7 protein-coding genes are annotated in these 5,783 nt (G+C 48.6%); all 7 read right to left on the reverse strand.

The genetic code is table 11. The features are described from left to right. Nucleotides 1-404: ATP-binding cassette domain-containing protein (locus tag C7R94_RS27900; RefSeq protein ID WP_146142828.1), on the reverse strand; the 404-nt coding region annotated here is incomplete at its 3' end. Nucleotides 405-416: 12 nt separating this feature from the next. Next, a complete protein-coding gene (locus tag C7R94_RS27905; RefSeq protein WP_369835032.1) occupies nt 417-1,586 on the reverse strand; it encodes a substrate-binding domain-containing protein in 1,170 nt (389 codons plus the stop codon). Between the two features lie 67 nt (nt 1,587-1,653). Next, nucleotides 1,654-2,700, reverse strand: a complete 1,047-nt coding sequence (locus C7R94_RS27910) for a 3-oxoacyl-ACP synthase (RefSeq protein ID WP_106785827.1) — start codon at nt 2,698-2,700, stop codon at nt 1,654-1,656. After that, nucleotides 2,697-3,113: a MaoC family dehydratase gene (locus C7R94_RS27915; RefSeq protein ID WP_088907330.1), complete on the reverse strand. Its 417-nt coding sequence runs from the start codon at nt 3,111-3,113 to the stop codon at nt 2,697-2,699. Before C7R94_RS27915 ends, C7R94_RS27910 begins: the two co-directional genes overlap by 4 nt. Nucleotides 3,114-3,123: 10 nt before the next feature. Then, nucleotides 3,124-4,650 (reverse strand): o-succinylbenzoate--CoA ligase, encoded by a 1,527-nt coding sequence (locus C7R94_RS27920; RefSeq protein WP_106785828.1) that lies wholly within the window; start codon nt 4,648-4,650, stop codon nt 3,124-3,126. A 33-nt stretch (nt 4,651-4,683) separates the two neighbouring features. Next, entirely contained in the window at nt 4,684-5,289 is a 606-nt protein-coding gene (locus tag C7R94_RS27925; protein WP_106785829.1) for a TetR/AcrR family transcriptional regulator, read from the reverse strand. Between the two features lie 206 nt (nt 5,290-5,495). Continuing rightward, on the reverse strand, nt 5,496-5,783 hold a 288-nt coding region (locus C7R94_RS27930), incomplete at its 5' end, for a C40 family peptidase (protein WP_146142829.1).

Consider the following 5,783-nt stretch of genomic DNA (forward strand, 5'->3'; position numbering starts at 1 on the left):
ACGAGATGCAGCAATCGCTCAACTTCCTCAGCCTGTCGCATCTGATCTGCCTGGGAAATCCATAGACGAAACCGAACTCCCTGTGCGGCTTGCACTGCTAATCGAATATTTTCCCGTACCGTTAGCTTGGGAAATAAGTTCGTCAATTGAAACGATCGGCCAATACCCAATCTCGTTCGTGCTGCTGGGGGCAAGTGTGTAATATCTTGCCCCTTGTATTTGATTTTTCCTTGCGAGGGAGTAAGCTGTCCGCTTAACAAGTTAAATAACGTTGTCTTCCCGGCTCCATTCGGTCCGATGATCGAGGTAAATCGCTGTTTCGGTATGCGTAGCGATACCTTGTTTATGACTGTTTGCTCCCCAAATGCTATGCTGAGGTCAACCGTTTCCAACAAGTAATTCATCACACACCTCCTCTACTTCTGGTTCCTGACAGGTGGTGCTGTCTCTTCCATCGTCATCTCTCGAACGAGCACAGGGACCGGATGATCGACTCCGTCTTTTTTCTCGAGCTTGATCGCGTATAATGTTTGCAGTGCCTGATGGTCCTCTACCCGGAACTGCATCTGGCCCTTCGGCGTATCAAAGGTCATGCCTTCCATCGCAGCAATCAGCTTTTCCGAATCTGTATCGGCGTTCGTCTTTTTCAATGCTTCCACAATCGCTACGGCTGCCGTCATCCCGCCTGCCGTAAATAAATCTGGAATCTCGCCTTGAAAACGCTTCTTGTGCTCATCGATGAGCCAGTCGTTCATTTTCGTTTTTGGAAGCGAATGGTAATACACCGAGAAGCCTTCCATCCCGATCATTGCCTCCATTGTTTTCAAAGCGGCGATATCAGGTGCTCCCGTAGATACCTTGATGCCTTTTTGCTGAACCTGCATATCTTGCAGCTGTTTCCACGGGGAGTTCGAGCCTGCCCACGTGATGAACACATAGTCGGGTCTGGCGCTGATGATTTTTTGGATGTTGGCTGTAAAATCAGTCGTGTTTGTGTCCACGTATTGTTCTTCGATGATGACAGCCCCTAATTTTTCAGCGGCGGTCTTAAAGGCTTCAATCCCTTCTCGACCGTAGGCGCTGTCTTGGGCCATCGTCGCGATCTTTGTTCCTTTGGAAGCAATTGCCGCGGCACCTGCTACTGCGTCCTGTGAAGAATTTCGACCTGTGCGAAAAATGTATCTGTTCCAGTTTTTCCCGGTGATACTATCTGCTACAGCCGGCTCTACGACCATGATTTTTTTGTACTCCTCTGCCAGAGGAAGGACAGCGAGCGTATCGCCTGAACTCGAGGATCCTACGAGAAAATCAACCTTGTCAGTTTCTAGGAGCTTCGTCGCTTTTTGAACAGCGACATCGGGCTTCGTCTCCGTATCCTCCACGACAAACTCGATCTTTTTGCCAGCGATCTCTCGTTTGCCTTCCGTTGCATAATCGAGTCCAAGCTCAAAACCTCTTGCCGTCTGCTTGCCGTAGCTCTCCAATGGCCCCGTGAGTGAAACGAGTACGCCCACCTTGATCGTATTGCCGCCGCCAGATGAAGCGCTTTCATTTTGGCTGCAGCCAACAGCAAGCACGACAGACATCGCTAGCGGGAGCAACATTTTCCATCCTCTTTTTTTCACGCCAGTCCCTCCTCGAAAGTCAAAATGCTCATTGCGATTCGGCTAACCATTCCAGTACAGTTGCAGCCCACGTATATCCAGTTCCAGCACTGACAGCTACGACAATATCCCCTGGGGCAAGACGTCCCTCTTGCTGTGCGACATGCAGTCCAATACACGGATCGAGTGCAGACAAATGCCCGTAATGATCGAGATAAACGGCCTGCTCCTCGCTTAGTTGCAGACGTTCCAACAGCTCCAAGAACATCGAACGCTTTGTGTGCAAGGGAAGCAGCAACTTCAAATCATGCAGAGATCGATTGCTTTTTGCCAATGCCTTCTCTACGACATGGACAAAGTTTGGTATCGAGATGGGATCAAGTCGTTCTTTCATATCGCTCGGATTCGGCACATCGATGTAATGGAGTCTGTTTTCCACCGTTTCATGACTAGGTTTGTGCCTCGAACCGCCTGCAGGTACCCTTACATCATCGTGAAAAGAACCATCCGTGATGACACAGCTATGGAGAATTCTGCTCTTAGTAGCACCGCGCTTTACGAGAGCCGCTGTCCCCCCATCTGCAAAATTAAACATGAAGCGTGAGCGAGGATTGTCGTAATCGACGATTTGTGATTCTTTACAGCCAGCAACCAGCAAGATGTTTTCAATGGATGAATCTGCCGTTAGCATATCTTTGGCAACCTTCAGGGCAATTGGAAAGCACGAGCTGACGTTCATCATCTCGAAACCGTATGCGTTTGTCGCTTTTAGTTCGTATGTAATCTTCGGTGCGCTGGACCATACATAGTAATCTTTGTGCGGGCTGCCAAAATAAATAATCACGTCTATCTCAGATGGATCAATCACCGAGCCGGTCAGCTGTTGGGCTGCTAGCACAGCGAGGTCTGATGCATGAAGGGTATCATCTGCGACATGCTTTTGATATAGACCGAATTTTTCGATAATAACTCGTGCGGGGATTCCTGTCTTTTCAGCCAAACATTCAGCTGTTTCTACTCCCTCAGGAAAAAATACGGACGTCGCTTCCACTCCGATGGTCTGGTCGTGAATCGTATTCGCTTCAAGATGATTCATACTTTCGCTCCTTCCTTCGGTACGAGCATCGTCGCTGTTCCAGTCAGAACTACTTTTCCATGCTGATTCGTACATTCCGTAAGCAATCGGATGATGCCACGCTCTTCTTGATACTCCAGCACAGTGGCGGTCGCGGTGATCGTGTCTCCGATCAATACTGGAGCCGTAAACTGAATGGTCTGGTCTTTGTAAATGGAACCGATGCCAGGCAGCTGCATCCCGAGCAATCTGGACAACATGCTCGCCGTCAACAGTCCATGTGAGATACGCTGGCCGAATCGCGTGTCTTTTGCGTACTGTTGGTCGATATGCACCGGATTGTAATCCCCACTCATTCCTGCAAATAGAACGATATCTGTTTCCGTAATCGTTCTGCTAAAAGATGCTTGCTCCCCTATTGCAAATCTCGCCATGTGAATCACCTCATTGTGTAATGGAATCTGTCTTCAACCTGGTCAATGCTTGCTTGACAATTTTCCCTGTTGCATTGCGTGGCAGCTCTGTTAAAAACACGAATGTCTTCGGGATTTTATACTTCGCCAGTCTTTGCTCACAGTGTGCTTTGATGTGTGCTTCCGTGATGACTGCACCTGATTTGGGCACGATAAACGCCTTCGCGACCTCTCCCCATTTTTCATCGGGTACACCAACGACTGCGGCTTCCTGAACACCATCCAGCTCGCCGATGACCTGTTCCAGCTCCAGCGGATAAATGTTCTCCCCGCCTGAGATAATCATGTCTTTGCGCCTTCCTACGATATAGGTGAACCCTTCTTCATCAAAACGTGCCAAATCCCCTGTGTACAGCCACCCATCGCGGATGGTCCTGGCTGTTTCTTCTGGTCTGTTCCAGTATTCCTTCATTACATTCGGACCTTTGACAAGCAATTCTCCGATTTCGCCCTGACCCACGTCTTTTCCGTCATCCGAGATCAGGCGAACTTCGCAAAACATGACGGGCTTGCCGATTGAGCCGGCTTTTCTTCTCGCATCTTCCTTCGCAATCATAAACACGGTGGGGGATGTTTCTGTTAGGCCGTATCCTTGTCCAAAAGGGAGGCCTCGCTCCTGAAAATGCTGGATGAGTTCCTTGGGGCATGGAGCGCCGCCGTTGTAAAACCAACGGACGGAATCGAATGATGTGGTCGCAAATAAAGGGCTTTGACGAATGGCCTCATGGATGGCGGGCACACCCATCACGATGGTGACTCGGTGCGTTTCGATTAGTTGAATCGCTTTATCAGGGTCGAACTTCCCGGCGACAACGACGCGTCCGCCAGCAAGCCATGTAGGGAAGGCAAACAGTCCGATTCCCCCGATATGAAAGAGTGGCAACAAGACAATCGAGCAGTCTTCTGAGGTGAGATCAAGCGCGGCTACATTGTGAACGGAGTTCCAAAACATATTTTCTTGGGTGAGCACTGCTCCCTTAGGCTTACCTGTCGTTCCTGACGTATAGCAAATGATGTATGGATCATCTCCACTGCCATCATCTGCATCGGTCCTAGTGTGCTGGGATGACTCACTCGGGCCATCCTGGCTCCAAGGAAGTTCTCCCGGTTCCAGCCATATCATGTGCGCGACACTGGCCTTCGCCTTAATCAACTCAATGGTGGGAGCGAACTGGGGCTGGGCACATAACACGCGAATACCACTATCCTCAAACTGATAGTCTAATTCTGCAGGGGTCAAGCGGATATTAAAGGGGACAGCAATCGCACCGAGTTTGGCGATGGCAAACAGCAGAAGCACATACTCCAAACTGTTTTGGGACAAAATGCCGATCCGGTCCCCTTTTTTGACCTGTAGCTCATAGCGTAAATAATTGGCAAGATGTTGGATCTGCTCATTCATTTCTTGATACGTAAGTGATTGATCGTTGGCAATCACTGCGATCCGCGTCGGAGTGATTCGGGCTCGCTTTTCAATCCAATAAGCAATTCCATGCATGAACTCTACTCCTTTGCCTATAAAATGGATCGGTTACGGCTTGGCAGCAATCCCTTTCATAATCATCGACATGGCTGTTTCTAACACCTCTTCCGGTACGTCTTCATTTTCCCAGTAAACCCAACGCATCCCGATGAATTGTCCAATCGACATGAGACAATAAGCCAGCGTCTCATGATCCATCTCTCGAAACGCACCTTCGTTCATGGCGTTCTTCAAACTTCGTACGTACCCCGCTGCCAGTTTGGCGTAATACCAGCGATACAGCTCCTGGTCGACGAGCGCAGCCTGTTGAATAATGCTGTACATGTTGCGATGATGTTTGATCCAACGAAAAAAGGCGAGAAATCCTAGGCGCAAATTCTCTTCTTGCGTGGTTGCTCCCATGATCGCTTCTTTGATCGTCGAACGAAGCTCTCTGCTCAACTGCCTAATCAATTCATCATAGATCGCTTTCTTCGACTCGAAATAATTGTAAAACGTTCCTTGGGACACCTGTGCATGCTGTGTGATCAAGACGATAGATGCATCATAATAACCCAGCTCGCCAAACACATGCTCTGCGGCATCCAGTATTTTTTTGCGGGTTTCCTGTCCTTTCTTGGTCAAAACAGGGGTAGTCTGAATATTTTCTGACACCTGAATCACCTCTCAGTTTTAATTATATGTATAATTCTAAATATTACAACATATTTCACTCTCTATTTTTCTGCGAAAGGATCATTTCCAATAATTGACGCGAAACGATTTGAACGAACAAGCGTCTCTATTTATACAGAAGCTTCATACAAAAAAGCTCCCATGCGAACGCATGAGAGCTAAGTAGCCATATAGGGCTTGTCCGATTAAAGAACGCGCTTGGCTTTTACTACACGCTTCTCCCAGTTTGTCCCATCATACTTGGAGTAAGTCACACCCGGGCTGCCATACGTGTGCAAAATTTTCCCGTTACCCGCGTAAATCGCAACGTGTGTGATGCGGTCAGAAGAGCTGTTGACAGATGCTTTCATGAAAACCAGATCGCCTTTTTGCAGATCATTTTTGGAAACGGTTTTCCCTACAGTAGATTGCTGGCGGGAATCGCGCGGCAGTGTAATGCCCGCTTCTTTAAACACGCGTTGTGTAAAGGAAGA

The organism is Brevibacillus sp. NRRL NRS-603 (assembly GCF_003013445.1).
Classification (GTDB): Bacteria; Bacillota; Bacilli; order Brevibacillales; family Brevibacillaceae; genus Brevibacillus; species Brevibacillus formosus.